At 66.1% G+C, this 17,806-nt stretch carries 16 protein-coding genes; 3 read left to right on the top strand and 13 right to left on the bottom strand.

Annotation, left to right across the window (positions count from 1 at the left end):
* Nucleotides 1–24 precede the first annotated feature (24 nt).
* The 4 genes from ACYQ1H_RS04840 to ACYQ1H_RS04825 all read right to left on the bottom strand — a co-directional run bounded on the left by ACYQ1H_RS04840 (nucleotide 25) and on the right by ACYQ1H_RS04825 (nucleotide 5,345).
* Entirely contained in the window at nucleotides 25–1,308 is a 1,284-nt protein-coding gene (locus ACYQ1H_RS04840; protein WP_460026933.1) for a heme biosynthesis protein HemY, read from the bottom strand.
* Nucleotides 1,305–3,686 (bottom strand): fused uroporphyrinogen-III synthase HemD/membrane protein HemX, encoded by a 2,382-nt coding sequence (gene hemDX / locus ACYQ1H_RS04835; RefSeq protein ID WP_460026932.1) that lies wholly within the window; start codon nucleotides 3,684–3,686, stop codon nucleotides 1,305–1,307. The genes ACYQ1H_RS04840 and hemDX overlap by 4 nt, the downstream gene beginning before the upstream one ends.
* 1 nt (nucleotide 3,687) lies before the next feature.
* A complete protein-coding gene (gene hemC, locus ACYQ1H_RS04830; RefSeq protein ID WP_460026953.1) occupies nucleotides 3,688–4,614 on the bottom strand; it encodes a hydroxymethylbilane synthase in 927 nt (308 codons plus the stop codon).
* Between the two features lie 77 nt (nucleotides 4,615–4,691).
* Complete coding sequence (locus ACYQ1H_RS04825; RefSeq protein ID WP_460026931.1) at nucleotides 4,692–5,345, bottom strand: thiopurine S-methyltransferase; 654 nt, start codon at nucleotides 5,343–5,345, stop codon at nucleotides 4,692–4,694.
* A gap of 158 nt (nucleotides 5,346–5,503) precedes the next feature.
* On the opposite strand from ACYQ1H_RS04825, the gene pgi reads away from it, so the two are divergent.
* The 3 genes from pgi (at nucleotide 5,504) to ACYQ1H_RS04810 (ending at nucleotide 9,201) form a co-directional block, all read left to right on the top strand.
* Nucleotides 5,504–7,144 carry a glucose-6-phosphate isomerase gene (pgi, locus tag ACYQ1H_RS04820; protein WP_460026930.1) on the top strand — a complete coding sequence of 547 codons (1,641 nt, stop codon included), beginning with the start codon at nucleotides 5,504–5,506 and terminating at the stop codon, nucleotides 7,142–7,144.
* The gene (pgl, locus tag ACYQ1H_RS04815; RefSeq protein ID WP_460026929.1) at nucleotides 7,141–7,884 is read left to right on the top strand and encodes a 6-phosphogluconolactonase; all 744 of its coding nucleotides are present in this window, start codon (nucleotides 7,141–7,143) and stop codon (nucleotides 7,882–7,884) included. The genes pgi and pgl overlap by 4 nt, the downstream gene beginning before the upstream one ends.
* Nucleotides 7,885–7,971: 87 nt before the next feature.
* Nucleotides 7,972–9,201, top strand: coding sequence for a pyrophosphate--fructose-6-phosphate 1-phosphotransferase (locus ACYQ1H_RS04810; RefSeq protein ID WP_460026928.1), 1,230 nt, complete (start codon nucleotides 7,972–7,974; stop codon nucleotides 9,199–9,201).
* 96 nt (nucleotides 9,202–9,297) lie between these two features.
* On the opposite strand, the gene ACYQ1H_RS04805 is transcribed toward ACYQ1H_RS04810, so the two are convergent.
* The 9 genes from ACYQ1H_RS04805 to rpsB all read right to left on the bottom strand — a co-directional run bounded on the left by ACYQ1H_RS04805 (nucleotide 9,298) and on the right by rpsB (nucleotide 17,681).
* Nucleotides 9,298–10,059, bottom strand: coding sequence for a DsbC family protein (locus ACYQ1H_RS04805; RefSeq protein WP_460026927.1), 762 nt, complete (start codon nucleotides 10,057–10,059; stop codon nucleotides 9,298–9,300).
* A gap of 18 nt (nucleotides 10,060–10,077) precedes the next feature.
* Nucleotides 10,078–11,442, bottom strand: a complete 1,365-nt coding sequence (gene rseP / locus ACYQ1H_RS04800; protein ID WP_460026926.1) for an RIP metalloprotease RseP — start codon at nucleotides 11,440–11,442, stop codon at nucleotides 10,078–10,080.
* A gap of 21 nt (nucleotides 11,443–11,463) precedes the next feature.
* Nucleotides 11,464–12,639, bottom strand: a complete 1,176-nt coding sequence (gene ispC / locus ACYQ1H_RS04795) for a 1-deoxy-D-xylulose-5-phosphate reductoisomerase (RefSeq protein ID WP_460026925.1) — start codon at nucleotides 12,637–12,639, stop codon at nucleotides 11,464–11,466.
* Nucleotides 12,636–13,619: a phosphatidate cytidylyltransferase gene (locus tag ACYQ1H_RS04790; RefSeq protein WP_460026924.1), complete on the bottom strand. Its 984-nt coding sequence runs from the start codon at nucleotides 13,617–13,619 to the stop codon at nucleotides 12,636–12,638. Before ACYQ1H_RS04790 ends, ispC begins: the two co-directional genes overlap by 4 nt.
* Nucleotides 13,620–13,639: 20 nt before the next feature.
* A complete protein-coding gene (gene uppS / locus ACYQ1H_RS04785) occupies nucleotides 13,640–14,422 on the bottom strand; it encodes a polyprenyl diphosphate synthase (RefSeq protein WP_460026923.1) in 783 nt (260 codons plus the stop codon).
* Nucleotides 14,423–14,524: 102 nt separating this feature from the next.
* Complete coding sequence (gene frr / locus ACYQ1H_RS04780; protein WP_460026922.1) at nucleotides 14,525–15,082, bottom strand: ribosome recycling factor; 558 nt, start codon at nucleotides 15,080–15,082, stop codon at nucleotides 14,525–14,527.
* The gene (pyrH, locus tag ACYQ1H_RS04775; protein ID WP_460026921.1) at nucleotides 15,079–15,807 is read right to left on the bottom strand and encodes a UMP kinase; all 729 of its coding nucleotides are present in this window, start codon (nucleotides 15,805–15,807) and stop codon (nucleotides 15,079–15,081) included. Before pyrH ends, frr begins: the two co-directional genes overlap by 4 nt.
* 74 nt (nucleotides 15,808–15,881) lie before the next feature.
* Nucleotides 15,882–16,769: a translation elongation factor Ts gene (gene tsf / locus ACYQ1H_RS04770; RefSeq protein ID WP_460026920.1), complete on the bottom strand. Its 888-nt coding sequence runs from the start codon at nucleotides 16,767–16,769 to the stop codon at nucleotides 15,882–15,884.
* Nucleotides 16,770–16,916: 147 nt separating this feature from the next.
* A complete protein-coding gene (gene rpsB / locus ACYQ1H_RS04765; RefSeq protein ID WP_460026919.1) occupies nucleotides 16,917–17,681 on the bottom strand; it encodes a 30S ribosomal protein S2 in 765 nt (254 codons plus the stop codon).
* Nucleotides 17,682–17,806 lie beyond the last annotated feature (125 nt).

The following is a 17,806-nucleotide window of genomic DNA, read 5'->3' as shown; positions in this document are numbered from 1 at the left end:
CCAGCCGACCGGCGGGAAACGGGCTCAGGTCGCGCCGGCGTCCAGGGATTCGCCGGCCGGCGGCGCCAATATCCGGGCGGCACGCTCAAGCGCATCGGCATCGATCGGCTCTCCACTGGCCAGGCGCATCCCCTGCCGATAGACGCCGGCCGCGGCGACAAAATCCCGCGCTTCGTAAAGCAGGTCGCCCATCAGCTGGCAGGCTTCGGCCGTCGGCCTGATGGCCAGGCTACGCAGGACATACTCGCGGGCCTTGTCGGCCTGCCCCGCCCGGCGGGCCAGGATGGCCAGTACCTGCAACAGCTGCGGATCCTCGTGGTGCGGCCCCAGCCAATGTTCGGCACTGGCCAGCTGCCGCTCCGCATCGCCCGCGATCCGGGCATAGAGCGCCAACAGGCGCGGCTGCCAGTCACGGCCCAGGGCCAGGCGGACATCCTCTTCGACCTCGTCGCCGACACCGGCATCGATCATGCCCTGGCAATAGGGAAAGGCCACGTCCGCCTCGCTGCGGACCACGTCCGGCACCATGCGCCAGATCTCGCGGATGAGCGCCGGGTCGCGGGTCAGGGCGCGCTTCTCCAGCAATGACCGGTAGGCGCGTATCTCCAGTCCGCGCAGTTCCTTCTCGCCGAACAGCTTGCCTTCGCGCAGGACGGGAATCAGATGATGCAGGGCATCCCAGTCGCGGGTCTGGACATAGGACTCGCACATGAGACGCAGGGCCACGGGATGATTGGCCGTCTTGCGGTTGATCTCGTTCAGGCACTCGAGTGCCTCGGCAAACTGATGGCTGCCCATCAGCAGCTTGACGCGACTGAGGTCGACTGCCAGTTCGGCTTGCGGTGCGCTGTTGCGGGCCCGCTGCAGATAGTCCTCGCGCTGCTCCGGCGCACCGCGGGCATGGGCGGCACGCGCCGCGGTCAGGTAATTGAGCAGTGGCAGGCTGCTGTCGGCAGCATGCCGGATAAGGTTGCGCTCGGCCTTTTCCCACTTGCCCTCGACCGTGTCGATCAGGCCGCTGAGCAAGGCTTCCACCGATTTCCGGACGCGCTGCTCGGTGTTGCGCTTCTTGATCGAGTCGGGCAGCCTGGCTGCGCCGGTCAGGAAGCGGATACCCAGATACAGGGCCAGAAACAGCAGCACCAGCACCACGATCACGAAGTAGAGCGACGTCTCCAGCACCCAGTCACCAAGGCCGACGATGACATAGCCGGCGTTGCCGGCGGACGAGAGATGACGGTAGCCCAGCGCGACCAGCGCGAACGCCAGCAGGAAGGCCGCCAGGGAAAAGACGATGCGGCGTCTCACAGACGCTCTCCCGCATCCTGGGCGGGGCTGGCCTCGGTGGGCGGCGAGCCTTCGGCCGGCGCTGCCGGTTGGCCGGCGGGAACCGGCGTTTCCTCTTTTGGCTGCGCTGCGGACGACTCGCTCGCGGCCGGCGAGAGGACAGAGGGCGCCACCGGCGCGGCAACCGGTGCCGGCGAGGAGGATTTGCCACGCAGCACGGCATCCTCCGCCTCGAGCCGCAGCTTCTCGATGTTCTGCAACATGAGCATCGACTGGCTGATGTCGGGATAGGCGACCTTGAGGGAGCGATCCGCCAGCGCCTCCAGCTCCTCGCGCATGGCCCGTGTTTCCGGCGCCTTGCCGTCGAAATGCCGTTCGAGCCAGTCGATCGCCGCGGACAGGCTGTCGCGGTACAACTGGTCGTCATTCCTGAGCAGTGCCGCCCGGGTGGCTTCCAGCTTGAGCAACAGCAGCTGCCGCAGGACTTCGACCTGCTCCGGGGTCAGCAACGCCTCGACCGGCTGATCGGTCCGGCGCACGGTGACCAGTTCCTTGAAACCCTTGAGGGCACTGTCCAGCGCATCGCCCTGCGCCGCCTCATCCGGCTGCTGGACAGGCGCCTCGTCCCTGGCCTTCTCATGCTGCTTGACCGTGCCGGCATGAGGCAGGATCAGCGGCAGGCCGGGCACCTTCTTCTCTAGGGCCAGCAACCGGGCGGAAACGCCGACCACGTCCGGGGCCTGGATTTTCCGCAGCGCGGCGATCTCGCCGGCGAGCACCTCGCGCACCTTGTAGACGGCCGGATCGCCGCTTTCGTGCAGCCGCTGATCGGCGGCTTCCATGGCTGCGAGGACCGATTTCACATCGCCGACCAGGCTGAGCTTCTGGTTGGCGACATTGAGCAGGTATTCGGCGTCGGTAATCAGGACATCGCCCCGCGTCTTGTCGAGCTGGCGCTGGATCTGCTGGATCGCGTCCGCCAGTTCGCTGCGGGCGGCGTCCAGCTTCAGGTCGAGCTGCTCGCCCTGCTCGCCCAGCCGGCGCTCCAGCTTGGCGTCGCTGCCGGAGAACTGGTTCTGCAGCGTCGCCAGCTGCGAGTGCAGCGCAGCCAGTTCCGACTGCACGGCGCTCATCTGATGGCTCACCTCCTGAACCTGCTGCGACTTGTCGGAAATCTGGCCGCCCAGCCCCTCCTGGCGCGAGCGCAGCTCCTGCAGCAGGAACCAGCCGCCGACGGCCAGGCCGACGACCCCCAGCAGGATCAGATACCCGACCCAGGCCAGGCTGCGGGACTTCTTCGGCCCGGTGGAGCCGGTCTCGCCCGCCGCCGGCCGGCCTTTGCCCCTGGCCTTCGTCTGCGGCTGTTCGGGTGCCTTTTCCTCGGCGCTGGGCGGCGTGGTCTCCGCGAGGGAGGGCTCGGGAGCCGGGCCAGCCGGCGCGGAAATGGTTTCAGACTCGGTCAAGGGATGCTCCCCCCGCAGCGCGGGTTCTGGGGATGACGGCGGCAAACCCGGCGCGACCGTCGGTGTGGATTCGGGTTCGGGCGGGATCACTTCGGCCGGGGACACGGATGGCGGCACGGCCAGCAGGGCGGCGGGCCCCTGACCGGTCTTGCGGGCATGGGCGAGCTGCTTCAGCGACTGGACAATGGCCTCGTCGCTGGCCTGCTCGGCAATCATCACCTGTGACCAGCCCAAGGTGCGGGCCAGCCCGGCGATGCGGGCCCCCGGCACGATCAGTGTCGGTCGCTCGCGATCGGCCAGGGCGGCTCCGCGCAGGAGCTCGGCGAGATGCGACAGCGCCTCGCCACTGGTGACCACCACGGCGGCTAGATTACCCTCCTGCCAGGCGGCGAGCGCCGGCGCGAAAATCTCCGCCGCGACCGGCACCCGGCGGTAGACCTCGGCATAGTCGACCTCCGCCCCGCGCTGGCGGAGTACGTCGGCCATATGCTCGCGGCCGCCCCGGCCGCGCACGATGAGTATCCGCTGGCCTGAGACCTCGGCCAGTCGCGGATCGGCGAGCAGGGTCTCGCTGTTGAAATCCGGGTAGGGAATCAGGTCGACCGCCAGTCCCGCCTGCTCCAGCGCCGCCGCCGTCGCCTCGCCCACGGCGGCGAGGCGGGTGCCGGGCGGACGCTGGCCGGCCCACGGAACCAGCCGCAGCGATTGCCGGACCGCATTGGCGCTGACGAAGACCAGCCAGTCCCAGGAGGACAACGCCGCCAGCCGCTGCTGCGCCTCGGCCGGGGACTCAACCGGCGCGATCGCCAGCAGTGGCGCTAGCAGTGGCCGGCCGCCAGCCTCGGCAATCAGCCGGGCCAGCCCCTCGCCCTGGCCCTCGGGCCGGGTCACGAGGATGGTCATATCCGCCAGCGGCTGCAGGGCATGCGTCTTCATGTCATGAGGCGGCGTACAGTTCCCGGAGAATCCGCTCGGCCCCCTCGGCAAGCAGGCGGTCCGCCAGCGCCACCCCCAAGGCTTCGGCCTGGTCCCGGGGTCCCCGTATCTCGCCACGGACAACATGGCCGGTCACGGGGTCGGCCACCAGGCCCCGCAGCCACAGCCGCTGGTCGGCGAGTTCGGCGTAGCCGGCGATCGGCACCTGGCAGCCGCCGTTGAGGCGCTGGTTGAAGGCCCGCTCGGCACCGACGCAGGTGGCGGTGTCGCTATCGTGCAGCGGGGCCAGCAGATCGTTGACGGCGGCATCGTCCCGGCGGCTCTCGATACCGATCGCGCCCTGGCCGACAGCCGGCAGACTGTCCTCGGGCGCCAGCACCTGGGTGATGCGCTCGGCCAGGCCGAGGCGGATCAGGCCGGCCGCCGCCAGCACGATCGCGTCCAGGTTCTCGCTTGCGAGCTTTTCCAGCCGCGTACCGACATTGCCGCGCAGGCTGCTGATGCGGCAATCGGGGCGGTGCTGGCGCAGCTGGCACTGGCGACGCAGGCTGGAGGTACCGATACGCGCGTCGGCGGGAAGCTCATGCAACCCGGCATGGCGGTGCGAGACCAGGGCATCGCGCGGATCCTCGCGCGTGAGGATGGCGCTGAGCTGCAGGCCTTCGGGCAGTTCGGCCGGAACATCCTTCATCGAATGCACGGCAATGTCGGCCTCGCCGTCCTGCAGTCCCTGCTCGAGTTCCTTGACGAACAGCCCCTTGCCGCCCACCTTGGCCAGCGGTGCGTCCAGTATCTTGTCGCCGCGCGTCACCATCGTGACGAGGCGCACCTCCAGGCCGGGATGCGCACACCGAAGGCGTTCGGCGACATGTTCGGCCTGCCACAGTGCCAGCGGACTCTTGCGGGTGGCGATCCGTAGGATTTTCAGCACGTCGGGCGGTTCCGGTCCAGCGAAAAATGGCGCGAGTTTACCAGATAGCGCAGCGCCCGCGGGACGCGCCTTCCTCAACGGGGCCGAAGGTGCCAGACGGTTTCGCTCAGGCCTGTCAGGCCCCGCCGCGCGAGGCCGGGGTTGTCGGCCAGGGCGTCCTGCCGCGCCAGGCAATGTATCCGGTAACGCTCGTCGAACAGCCGCTCGACCTGCGCCGGCGGCGTTGCGAAGGGAGGCCCCTGCATCTCCGCCGGATCGTAATCGAGCGTGACCAGGAGAATCGGCGCCGTCGCCGCCAGGGGCTCGAGTTGCCGGACATAGTCCGTCTGCCGCTCGGGCGGCATGGCGATCAGGGCAGCCCGGTCGTAGACCGCGTCGACCGGCCCCACGAGGCCGGTCTCCAGGGCGAAGAAATCGCCCTCGATCAGCCTCAGCGCCCCGGCGGCATGCACCCGGAACCCGGCCCGCGCCGAGGTCTCGGGCTCAAGGCCCTGCTCGGCGAAGAACTGGCGGATGGCCAGGGCGCTCAACTCGATGCCGGTGACGGCATGATCCAGGCCCGCAAGATAGACCATGTCCACCGACTTGCCGCACAGGGGCACTAGAACCCGACAACCGGGCCCCCGCTCCAGCGCCGGCCAATGCCGGACCAGCAACGGATGGACCTGGTCCTGGTGAAATCCGGTTTCGGCGTCTTCCCACTTCTTCAACCAGAATTCGGCACGCATGCTTGGCTCCCTGATTCGCGATAATTTCCCATGATAAATCCCCTTTGTCGCCAGCACGATCTTCCCCGGTAACTGCGCCGCGTGCCGCTAGAACTAAATGTTCCTCTGGCCAGCGCGGTTTGATAGCATCGCGCTCATCATTTGTCGGTGATCACTGAATGACTCAACCTACCCAATTACCGGCCTGGCGGGCACTCGATAAACACCGGCAAGAGATGGCGGGCGTGGATATGCGCGACCTTTTCGCGGCTGATCCACAGCGTTTCGAGCGCTTCTCCCTGACCTTCAACGACATCCTGTTCGACTTCTCGAAGAACCGGATCACCGAGAAGACGATGAGCCTGCTGGAACAGCTGGCCGAGGAGTCCAAGCTTTCGGCCAAGATCGAGGCCATGTTCCGCGGCGCCCGCATCAACGTCACGGAAAACCGCGCGGTGCTGCACATCGCGCTCCGCAACCGGTCCAACCGGCCGATCCTGCTCGACGGCGACGACGTGATGCCGGACGTCAACCGCGTGCTGGGCATGATGCGCCGCTTCACCGAGGCGGTGCGCTCCGGTCGCTGGAAGGGCTGCACCGGCAAGTCGATCACGGATGTCGTCAACATCGGCATCGGTGGTTCGGATCTCGGCTCGCGCATGGTGGTGCGGGCGCTCTGGCCCTATGTCGATCCCGGTCTGCGGGTGCATTTCATTTCCAATGTCGACGATGCCGACCTGGTGAAGACCCTGTTCGGGCTGGATCCCGAGACCACGCTGTTCTGCGTCGCCTCGAAGACCTTCACCACCCTCGAGACCATGGCCAACGCCAAGTCGGCCCGGGAATGGCTGCTGGCGCGGGTGCAGGATTCCAGCGCCGTCGCCAAGCATTTCGTGGCCATCTCGACGAACTCGGAAAAGGTCGCCGAGTTCGGCATCGACACCGCCAACATGTTCGAATTCTGGGACTGGGTCGGCGGGCGCTATTCGATCTGGGCGGCCATCGGCCTGCCCATCGCGCTGGCGGTCGGCATGGACCGTTTCGAGGCCATGCTGGAAGGCGCTCACCGCATCGACGAGCATTTCCGTACCGCGCCCTTCCACCGCAACATCCCGGTGATCATGGCGCTGCTCGGCATCTGGTACGATAATTTCTTCGCCGCCGACGCCTACGCCATCCTGCCCTACGACCAGCATCTGGAATACCTGCCCGCCTATCTCCAGCAGGGCGACATGGAGAGCAACGGCAAGACCGTCGATCTCGAGGGACATCCGGTCAACTACAGTACCGGGCCGATCATCTTCGGCCAGCCCGGCACCAACGGCCAGCATGCCTTCTACCAGCTGATGCACCAGGGCAGCGCGCTGATTCCCTGCGATTTCATTGCCGCCGCCCAGAGCCATCACAACCTCGGCGAGCACCACGAACTGCTGATTTCCAATTTCATCGCCCAGACCGAGGCGCTGATGCTGGGCAAGACCTTCGAGGAGGCCAAGGCCGAACTGAAGGCCGAAGGCATCAAGGGAGAACGCTTGCAGGAGCTTGCCGCGGCCAAGACCTTCCGCGGCAACCGGCCGTCCAACTCCATCCTCTACCGCAAGCTGACGCCGGAGACACTGGGCAGCCTGATCGCGCTCTACGAACACAAGATATTCGTGCAGGGCGCCATCTGGAACATCAACTCCTTCGACCAGATGGGAGTGGAGCTGGGCAAGCAGCTGGCGCGCAAGATCCTCGCCGACCTCAAGGGACCGGAGCCCTCGCACGCCCACGACAGCTCGACCAACGGGCTGATCAACCGCTACAAGTCCCTGCGATGAGCCACGGGCGCGAACTCTTCGTCGCCGGCAGCGCCGACGATCTGGCCCGCGAGGCAGCCAGCCGGCTGGTCGAACTGGCCACCCAGGCGCTGCGGGAACGCGCGCGCTTCACCGTCGCCCTCTCGGGCGGTTCGACACCCCGGCGGCTCTACCAGCTGCTGACCCAGCCCCCCTACCGCCAGGCGCTCGACTGGAGCCGGGTGCATCTGTTCCTGGCCGACGAGCGCTTCGTGCCGCCAGCGGATGCCGAGAGCACCGCCCGCCTGGTGCGGGAAACCCTGCTGGCGGGCCTGCCCATCGCCGCCGAACAGTTCCACGCCATGCCGACCGAGGGCGAATCCCCGGAGACCTGTGCCACGGCCTATGCGGAGGAATTGGCCCGCTTCTTCCGGCCGGACCCCATCGTGCTGGACCTGGCGCTGCTCGGCATGGGCCCCGATGGCCATACCGCATCCCTGTTTCCCGGCCGGCCCGAGCCGGCGGGTGCGGTGTCCGTCGTCCGCGACTCGCCGAAACCGCCGCCGACGCGGCTGACCCTGACGGCGGCAACGCTCAACCGATCCCGGGCGGTCTGGTTTCTGGTCACCGGCACCGACAAGGCCGCCACACTGAGAACCGTTTTCGAAACCCCGCCCGGCGCGCCCGCCGCCTTGCCCGCCGCCCGCATCCGGGCGGCAGAGGGCGGATCGCTCTGGTTGACGGATCGCGAGGCGGCGGCCCAGCTGCCGGCCGGGAGCTAGCGCCGCACAAGACCCGCCGACCTTATCCGCCGAGCCGGCTTCCGCTATTCTTTCCGGTTTTTCCACCCACAACTCTTACAGAGATCCATGAGCAAACCCAAGAAAGTCGCACTCCTGACCGCAGGTGGCCTTGCCCCCTGCCTCAGCTCCGCCGTCGGCGGCCTGATCGAGCGTTACACCGAGATCGATCCCAGCATCGAAATCATCGCCTACCATGGCGGCTACAAGGGACTGCTGCTGGGCGACTCCTACAAGATCACGCCGGAAATCCGCGAAAAGGCGCACCTGCTGCACAAGTTCGGCGGTTCGCCGATCGGCAACAGCCGCGTCAAGCTGACCAACGTCAAGGACTGCGTCAAGCGGGGCCTGGTGAAGGAGGGCGAGGACCCGCAGAAGGTCGCGGCCGACCAGCTGGTCAAGGACGGCGTCGACATCCTGCACACCATCGGCGGCGACGACACCAATACCGCCGCGGCGGATCTGGCGGCCTTCTTGGCCAAGAATAATTATGGCCTGACCGTGATCGGCCTGCCCAAGACCGTCGACAACGACGTCTTCCCCATCAGGCAGTCACTGGGCGCCTGGACCGCCGCCGAGCAGGGCGCGCGTTATTACCGCAATGTCGTCGCCGAAACCGGCGCCAACCCGCGCATGCTGATCGTGCACGAAGTCATGGGCCGCAACTGCGGCTGGCTGACCGCCGCCACCGCGCTGGAATACCGCAAACTGCTGGATCGCGAAGAGTGGGTTCCTGGCATCGGTCTGGGTCGTGATTGCTATGACGTCCACGCCGTCTTTGTGCCGGAGATGGACATCGATCTGGCCGCCGAAGCCGAGCGTCTGCGCGGTGTCATGGATAAGCATGACTGCGTCAATCTGTTCATTTCCGAAGGCGCCGGCGTCGATGCCATCGTCGCGGAAATGCAGGCCAAGGGTCAGGAAGTGGAACGCGATGCCTTCGGTCACATCAAGCTGGATACCATCAACCCGGGCAAGTGGTTTGGCGAACAGTTCGCCAAGATGCTGGGCGCCGAAAAGGTGTTGGTGCAGAAGTCCGGTTACTTTGCCCGCGCCGCCGCTGCCAACGCCGACGACCTGCGTCTGATCAAGTCCTGCACCGATTTGGCCGTCGAGTGCGCGTTCAAGCGCGAGTCTGGCGTCATCGGCCACGACGAGGACAACAACAATGTCCTGCGCGCCATCGAGTTCCCGCGAATCAAGGGCGGCAAGCCGTTCGACATCGATGCGCCCTGGTTCGGCGAGATGCTCAAGGCCATCGGTCAGGCCAAGGGCAAGAAGGTCGAGGTCAGCCACTGAGGGTTAACCTTCAGCCATGAAAAAGGCCGGCATTGCCGGCCTTTTTTCTGTCCCTTCCGTCCATCCCGGCCCTGTTGCAGACCAAGTGGCGGCGCCTCAAGGCTTTTTGGCTTCCTCGACGGTATCCTGCGCGGCCTCTGGGAGCGCCACCGGTTTTTCCTCCATCATCTTGGTCAGCTGCGGCGCGGGAACGTAACCCGGCAGAATCGCGCCCTTCTCGGTCACGATCATCGGCGTCCCGTTGGCCCCCATGGCCGAGGCCAGTTCCATGTGCTCGTCCACCGGATTGTCACAGGTCTTGCGAGCCAGGTTCTCGCCGTTCTTGGCCCGGGTCAGGGCCTCGTTGCGATCCTTGGCGCACCAGACGGTTACCGCCTTGTAGTAGGAGTCGGAATCCTTGCCGGCACGGGGGAAGAACAGGTAGCGGATCTCGATGCCTTCCTTCAGGTACTGATCCATTTCCGAATGGAGTTTCCGGCAGTAACCGCAGTCGATATCGGTGAACACATAGGCGACATGGCGGAGAATCTTGGGCTTGAAGACGATCATCTTGTCCGTACCCAGCTTCTTGAGTGCCCCGAGACGGGCATCGGCAAGCTTCTTCTCGGTCAGATCCTCCCGACTCTTGAGGTCGATCATCGACCCCTGCATCAGGTAGCGGCCATCCTCCGACACGTAAAACAGCCGGGCACCGACGACAACCTCGTACAGCCCCTTCAGGGGCGACTCGCTGATCGCATCCGGCTTGATGGTCGGCAGGGCCTGCTTGAGCGCCGCTTCAACCGTCTTGGTATCGGCCTCGGCCTGGGTGCCGAACAGGGCCAGACCAGCAATGGCAGCCAGAGTCATCTTCTTCATGAGTAACCTCAATGGGGATTAGGAGGCGAAAACGCGCCCGATGTCGAGGTAGAACCCCAGCGCCATCAGGCACAGAAGGATAAACATGCCGACCTGCTGGAACGCCATCTGGGCCTGATCCGACAGGGGACTGCCCTTGATCGCCTCGACCAGATAGAAGAACAGATGCCCACCGTCCAGCACAGGAATCGGCAGCAGGTTCAGGACACCCAGGCTGATGCTGACCAGGGCGAGAAACTTCATGAACTGGCCGAAGCCGAGGCTGGCGGACTGGCCGGCATACTGGGCGATGCTGATGGGGCCGCTGAGGTTCTCCACGGCGGCCTTGCCGACCAGCATGCGACCAGCCATCCTGAGGGTGGCCAGGGAAATATCGGCGGTCTTGCGGGTGGCCGCGACCAAGGCCGGCCAGACGCCGAGACGATACTCGACCGTCATCGCCTCGATCAGCTTCGGCGGCACCTGCACGGCGGCGCCAATGCGGCCGATCCGCTGTCCGTCCGCCTCGGCGATGGCCGGCGTGATGACGAGGCCAAGGCGCGCCCCGTCGCGCTCGATCACGGTCTGGATGGCCTGATCGGGTCGGTCGCGCACGAAGTCGACCCACTGCTTCCAGTTCCTGATGGCCAGGCCGTCGGCGCTGACGATGCGATCGGCCGCCATGAGACCGGCCCGTTCCGCGGCGCCGCCGGGCTCGACACGCTCGACCACGGGCTCCAGCACCGGTTCCCAGGGCCGCAGGCCGAGCCGGCGATAGAGCACCTCCGGCTTCTGCACATCCTCATGGGGAATCACCAGCGTCAGATGGCGGGTGGAGCCGTCGGCCTCGGTCACGGTGACGGGAATCGGCTCCTCGTCCAGCGCCAGTTCCAGAATCCGGCTGATGGCGAGGCTCCAGGTCGGCGTGCCCTCATCGCCGATGACGACGATTTCGTCGCCTTCACGGAAGCCGGCACGCTCGGCCAGGGTGCCGGACTTGAGTTCGCCGACCACCGGCCGCGTTCCGGTCTCACCCCACAGGAAGGCCAGCCAGTAGACCAGGATCGCCAGCAGGAAATTGAACACGGGCCCCGCCAGCACGATAGCGGCACGGCGCGCGACCGGCTGCCGGTTGAAGGCGTACGGCAGGTCGGCGCTCGCCACCTCGCCCTCCCGCTCATCAACCATCTTCACATAGCCGCCCAGGGGCAGCGCCGAGAGGGTGAACTCGGTGTCCTGCGGCGTCTTCTGCCAGCGCCAGATGATGCGGCCGAAGCCCAGCGAGAAGCGCAGAACCTTGACGCCGAGCTTTCTGGCCATCCAGTAATGGCCAAACTCGTGCACGGCAATCAGGATGACCAGCGCGACGACGAAGAAGAACAGCGTGTGGGGTAGCGATGACATGACATTGGCCTGTGGGTGGCGTCAGAGCTTCCGAATATACGCCCCGGCCGTCTCGCGCGCCGAACGGTCGGCCTCCAGCACCGTTTCGATACTGTCCGCCCGCCCGACCGGCACCGACATCATGCAGTGACTGATCACATCGGGGATATCGGTGAAGCGGATGCCGCCATCGAGAAACGATGCCACTGCCAGCTCGTTGGCCGCGTTGAGTATCGCCGGCATGGTGCCACCTGCCCGTACGGCGTCATAGGCCCGCTGCAGACAGGGGAAGCGCTGGAAGTCGGGCGCCTCGAAATCAAGCCGTTTGACCGCGAACAGGTCCAGCGGTTCGGCGCCGGAATCGAACCGCTCGGGCCAAGCCATGGCATGGGCGATCGGAATCCGCATGTCGGGATTGCCCATCTGCGCCAGCACGGTACCGTCGACATAGTCGACCATGGAGTGGATCACGCTCTGCGGGTGGATCACCACCTGCACCAGCTCCGGCGGCGCATTGAACAGCAGACAGGCCTCGATGAGTTCCAGCCCCTTGTTCATCATGGTGGCCGAGTCCACCGATATCTTGCGCCCCATCACCCAGTTCGGATGGGCCACGGCCTCGGCCGGCGTGACATCGTGCAGTTCGCCCAGGCCCTTGCGCAGGAACGGGCCACCCGACGCAGTGAGCAGGATACGACGCACCTCGGGGGCGGTCCGGCCGGCATGATAGTTGGCCGGCATGCACTGGAAGATGGCATTGTGCTCGCTGTCGATCGGCAGGAGGTCCGCCCCGGATTCGCGCACGGCGGACATGAACAGCGGACCGGACATCACCAGCGCTTCCTTGTTGGCCAGCAGCACGGTCTTGCCGGCCCTGGCCGCGGCCAGCGTGGGCAGCAGGCCGGCCGCGCCGACGATGGCGGCCATCACCGAGTCCACCTCGGGCAGCACGCAGACCGCCTCCAGCGCGCGCACGCCGCTCAGAACCTCGGTCTCGATACCGGCGTCCCGGAGCCGCCGGCGCAGCTCGGCCGCCGGCGGCTCGTCGATCATGACGGCATAGGGGGGGCGGAAACGCTGGCACTGCTCGAACAGCCGGTCGATGTTGTGGTTGGCGGTCAGCGCGACCACGCGATAGCGGTCGGGATGCCGGCCGGCCACATCCAGCGTGCTGACACCAATCGATCCGGTCGAACCCAGTACGCAGATCCCCTTCATAGCCGGGTCTCCGCATCGTCGTGCCGGGCGTCGGGTTCCAGTTCCGGCGGCACTTCCATCGGACCATCGTAGTGATGGTCGGCCGGCGGCGCCTCCAGTGCCGGCGCCTCGTCCATCTGCATGATGATCTCCGGCTCCAGCATCGGTCCCGGCAGCAGGAACACGGGAATCAGCAGGGAGCCGGCATAGAAGATAGCTGCGGCCGACAGCAGGCTGTCGATGCGGTCCAGGACGCCGCCATGCCCCGGCAGGATGCCGCTGCTGTCCTTGACCCCGCGGACGCGTTTGGCCAGGCTCTCGAACAGATCGCCGCAGACCGAGAAGGCCACCGTCAGCAGCGACAGGAAGACGAAATCCACCAGCGTCATGGTTTCAAGCCCGACCAGCAGGCCCACCGGAACCGCCAGCACCACGGCGGCGAACAGCGCGCCATACACGCCCTCGATGGTCTTACCGGGGCTGACCGCCTGCACCAGTTTCGCGAAGCCCCAGCGCTTGCCGACGAAATAGGCGGCGATGTCGGCCAGCCAGATCAGCAGCACCAGGTAGAGCACCTGGTATTCGGAAAAATTCAGCCGCAGCCACACCATCAGTACCCAGCCGGAAATCAGCACCAGCGCGCCGCCGGCCAGCCGCGCCGGCACCGGATAGCGCAGCTTGACCAGCTTCTCCGGCATCTTCCGGAAGGCAATGCCCCAGCCGAGCCACCAGACGAGCACCGGCGCATAGAACCAGATCGGCAACTCGCCCGGCGCCCAGTAGATGGCGAAGAAGCGGGCCACCAGCAGCACCAGCAGGATACCGAGAGTGAAACCGATGCGCCCGTCCTGCGGCAGGCCGGACAGCCCGCCCCACTCCCAGGCACCCAGCAGGATGATGGCACCCCACAGTCCGGCGAAACCGTCCGGCGGCAGGAACAGGATCGCCGCGATGATGAACGGCGCCAATAGCGAAGCGGTAAGTACGCGGTTCTTGAGCATGAGGTTCTTCCGGGAAACGTTCAGGTTTGGGTCGGATCGGGCGGGACTTGGCGCTGGGTGATCTGCTCGATCTGGTCGCCGGTGTAACCGAAGCGCCGCTGGCGGCTGGCAAAACTCGCCAGCGCCTCGCCGAAGGCCGTCTCGTCGAAGTCGGGCCAGAGGCGCGGGGTGAAATACAGCTCGGTATAGGCCAGCTGCCAGAGCAGGAAATTGCTGATGCGCTGCTCGCCGCCGGTACGGATGAACAGGTCCGGCTCCGGCAGGTCGGCCAGCACCAGGCGTGACGCCAGCCGCTCCGAAGTGATCTCGTCGGGCCGCAGGCGACCCTCGGCCACCTCGATGGCCAGCTGCCGGCTGGCCTGCGCGATGTCCCAGCGGCCGCCATAGTTGGCGGCAATGACCAGATGCAGGCCGCGATTGGCGGCGGTCATGGCCTCGGCCTCGGCAATCTTGTCCTGGAGCCTGGGCGCGAAGGCGGTGCGCTCGCCGATGACGCGCAGGCGCACGCCATTCTCGTGCAGCTTGCGGGTTTCCCGCTCCAGGCTGGCGATGAAAAGCTCCATCAGCAGCGAGACCTCCTGCGGCGGACGCCGCCAGTTCTCGCTGCTGAAAGCAAACAGGGTCAGCACCTCGATCCCCTTGGCGATGCACTGCTCGACGGTCCGGCGCACGGAGGTCACCCCGGCGCGATGGCCGGCGGGCCGCGGCAGATAACGCTGCTTGGCCCAGCGCCCATTCCCATCCATGATGATGGCGACATGCCGGGGCAGGCGGGAATCGGGCGAGACCGGGGGAACGGACATGGACACTACCGGGTGGGTCGGCCAGCCATCCGGGCCCAACCACCGGGTCGGGCCGCCTGGCCGGCGCCGTGGAAAGACGGGGGAAACAGCCCTCGGAAGGCCTCAGATCGCCATCAGGTCCTTTTCCTTCTCCGCCAGCACGACATCGACCTCCTTCACGTATTGGTCGGTCAGTTTCTGGACCTGCTCCTGGCTGCGCCGCTCCTCGTCCTCGGAGATCAGCTTGTCCTTGAGCGCATTCTTGAGATCGTTGTTGGCATCGCGGCGGATATTGCGGATGGCGACGCGGGCGTTCTCGGCCTCATGCCGCACGACCTTGATGAGGTCGCGGCGACGCTCCTCGGTCAGCGGCGGCATCGGCACCCGGATCACGGTGCCGGCGGTGGACGGGTTGAGCCCCAGGTCGGAGGTCATGATGGCCTTCTCGATCGCCTGCACCATGTTGCGTTCCCAGGGCGCCACCGCCAGGGTACGGGCATCCTCGACCGTGATGTTGGCCGTCTGGCTGAGAGGCACCTCGTTGCCGTAATAGGACACGGTGACGTGATCGAGCAGGCTGGGATGGGCGCGGCCGGTGCGAATCTTGGCTAGTTCGTGCCTGAGCGAGTCGATGCTCTTGCCCATGCGCTCGGCGGTACGTTTGTGGAGATCGTCAATCATGCTGGTTTACCCGTTACTATCAGGGAGCCGACGTCCTCGCCCTGCACCAGGCGCATGACGGCTCCGGATTCGAATACATTCATGACCCTGAGGGGCATGTCGTGGTCGCGGCAGAGCACCAGTGCGGAGGCATCCATCACGTTCAGGCGCTGGTCGAGCGCCTCGTCGTAGGTGAGCCGCTTGTAGAGCGTGGCGCCCGGGTCCTTCATCGGGTCTGCGCTGTAGACGCCATCGACCTTGGTGGCCTTGATCAGCAGCTCGGCGTTGATTTCGATGGCCCGCAGGCTGGCAGCGGTATCGGTGGTGAAGAAGGGATTGCCCGTCCCGGCCGCGAAGATCACCACGCGGCCCTTTTCTAGGTGCCGCACGGCACGGCGGCGAATGTAGTCCTCGCACACCTGGTTGATCTTGAGCGCCGACATCACCCGCACGGGACGGCCACGGTGCTCGAGGGCGTCCTGCATGGCCAGCGCATTGAGGACCGTGGCCAGCATGCCCATGTAATCGCCGGTGGTCCGCTCCAGCCCCTCACCCGCGGTCTGGGCGCCACGAATGAAGTTGCCGCCGCCGATGACCAGGCCGACCTGGACGCCGGCATCGCAGAGATCGGCCACTTCCTGCGCCAGACGGCGAATGACACCGGGGTCGATGCCGCCGGCTTGCTCGCCCATCAGGGCTTCGCCACTGAGTTTCAGCAGGATGCGCGTATATCGGGGTGTACTCATCGGTAAGCCGCTGCGATGGGGGATGAAACCACCCGTCCGGGCACCCTTGCCGGCACCCGGACGGCACTGGGAGATCAGGACGCCCGGACCTGCGCCATGACCTCTTCGGCGAAATTGCTCTCGACCTTCTCGATGCCCTCGCCGACTTCCAGACGGACGAAGTGCGCGACCTTGGCACCCTTGTCCGCCAGCAGCTTGCCGACAGTCTGGTCCGGATCCTTGACGAAGGGCTGGCCGACCAGCGTGATCTCGCCCAGGAATTTCTTGATGCGGCCCTCGATCATTTTCTCGATGACATTGGCCGGCTTGCCGCTGGCCTCGGCCTGGGCGCTGAAGATGACCCTTTCCTTCTCGACGACATCGGGGTCGACGCCGCTTTCATCGACGCAGGCCGGCTTGCTGGCGGCCACGTGCATCGCAATGTCCTTGCCGAGCTCGGCGTCGCCGCCGTCCAGGGCGACCAGGACACCGATGCGGCTGCCGTGCAGATAGCTGGCCACCAGGCCGGCCGGGGCTTCCAGACGCTCGAAACGGCGCACGGCGATGTTCTCGCCGATCTTGGCCACCATGGCCCGGCGGGTTTCCTCGACGGTGGCGCCGTTGCCCGGAATGCGGGCCTCCAGCAGTGCCTCGACCGTATCGGCGCCGGAGTCCAGCGCGGTCTGCGCCACCAGGTTGGCGAATTCGACGAAATCATCGCCCTTGGCCACGAAGTCGGTTTCGCTGTTGATCTCGACGATCGCGGCGCGCTTGCCGTCGGCGCTGGCCTTGCAGCAGATGCAACCCTCGGCGGCGGTGCGCCCGGACTTCTTGTCGGCCTTGGCGAGACCGGCCTTGCGCATCAGTTCGACTGCCGCTTCCAGATCGCCATTGGTTTCCGTCAGGGCCTTCTTGCACTCCATCATGCCGGAACCGGTGCGTTCGCGCAGTTCCTTCACCATACCAGCCGTAATATTCGACATTGACCAATCCTCTATCTTCTAAAGCTAACGTGGGTAATCCAGTCGGGGCTTCCCTGCCTAACAAAACGCCCCCGGACTCGGGGGCGTTATCCTTGAGCACCCGGGCCCGGACCGCCCGGCGAGGGCCAGTCCGGCGGGGCCCCGTGATCAGGCGTCCGCGCCGGCGGCAGCGGGAACGGCATCCATCTCGACGAACTCATCCTCGCCTTCGGCGACGCTGGCGGTCAGGCTGTTGGCCCTGCCCTGCAGGATGGCGGTCGCAGCGCCCTGCACATACAGCTGCACGGCGCGGATGGAGTCATCATTACCGGGGATGATGTAGTCGATGCCGGTCGGGTTGTTGTTGGTGTCGACCACGCCGACCACCGGAATGCCCAGCTTGTGCGCCTCGCTGATGGCGTTGTGCTCGTAGCCGACATCCAGCACGAACAGCACGTCGGGCAGCCGATCCATGTCACGGATACCGCCCATGCTGTTCACCAGCTTGTCGAGCTCGCGCATCATCCCCAGCGCTTCCTTCTTGCTGAACCGCTGCAGGCGGCCATCGTCGCGCATGGCCTCGAGCTCCTTCATGCGCGCCACCGACTGCTTGATGGTCTTGAAGTTGGTCAGCATGCCGCCCAGCCAGCGATGGTTGACGTAGGGCATGCCGCAGCGCAGCGCCTCTTCCTGCACCACGGTGCGGGTGGTGCGCTTGGTGCCAACGAAGAGGATCTTGCCGCGCTTGGCGGAAACCTGCTCCAGGTACGCCATGGCCTGCTTGAACAGCGGCAGGGTCTTCTCAAGGTTGATGATGTGGATATTGCTGCGGGCACCGAAGATGAACGGGGCCATCTTGGGATTCCAGTAACGCGTCTGGTGGCCGAAATGGACACCGGCCTCGAGCATCTGACGCATCGTGACGTTCGACATCGATAATCTCCTAAGGAACGTTCAGGGTTGAGCCTCCACATATCCCGACCGGCGACCAGCCCGCGCGGACGGGGCGGCACCCTGCCGGACGTGACGATATGTGTGTGTGGTTGCCAAAAAAAGCA

The sequence above is a fragment of the Methyloparacoccus murrellii genome (assembly GCF_054657115.1).
The sequence above is the reverse complement of the archived record's forward strand: the minus strand, read 5'-3'. Positions and strand labels throughout refer to the sequence as shown.